The sequence below is a fragment of the Parachitinimonas caeni genome (assembly GCF_030129945.1).
GTDB lineage: Bacteria > Pseudomonadota > Gammaproteobacteria > Burkholderiales > Chitinimonadaceae > Parachitinimonas > Parachitinimonas caeni.
Genome location: NZ_JARRAF010000174.1, coordinates 1 through 518, shown reverse-complemented (window position 1 = coordinate 518; position 518 = coordinate 1). Strand labels below are relative to the sequence as shown.

Genomic DNA, 518 nt, shown 5'->3' with positions numbered 1-518 from the left:
AGATACGCCCGCTTGGTCTTGCCGGCACCCGGGTCCAGTTGCTGCACGGGCGTCTCATCGGCGTGCAATACCGTCTGCTGCTTGAGCCGGACCGCCAGCCGGTCGGCCAGTGGCTGCAAGGCCACGCCAACCCGGCCCACCCAGTCGGCCAAGGTCGAGCGGGCAATGCCACAGCCCTGACGGGCGCTGATCTGCTCGATCCGATACAAAGGCAGGTGATCCAGATACTTCTGGATCACCACCCAGGCCAGCAGGCCGGGAGCCGCCTGGCTGCCGTCGATGATGGCAGGCGGCACGGGCTCGGCAGTGATCGTCTCGCAATGTCGGCAGGCATACTGCGGCCGGATGTGGCGGTGGACGATGAATTGACTGGGGATGACATCCAGCTGTTCGCTGATGTCTTCGCCGATCGGCACCAGATTCTGGCCACATTGGCCGCAGGTGCAGGTGGCGGGTTCGTGTCGGTGCTCAATGCGCGGCAGCGAGGCGGGCAAAGGCTGGCGACCAGTGGGCTTGCG

At 65.8% G+C, this 518-nt stretch carries 1 protein-coding gene; it reads right to left on the bottom strand.

What is annotated here, in order from left to right; genetic code table 11:
- A partial coding sequence (gene tnpC, locus PZA18_RS24175; RefSeq protein WP_284103446.1) for an IS66 family transposase occupies window positions 1–518 on the bottom strand: 518 nt, incomplete at both ends.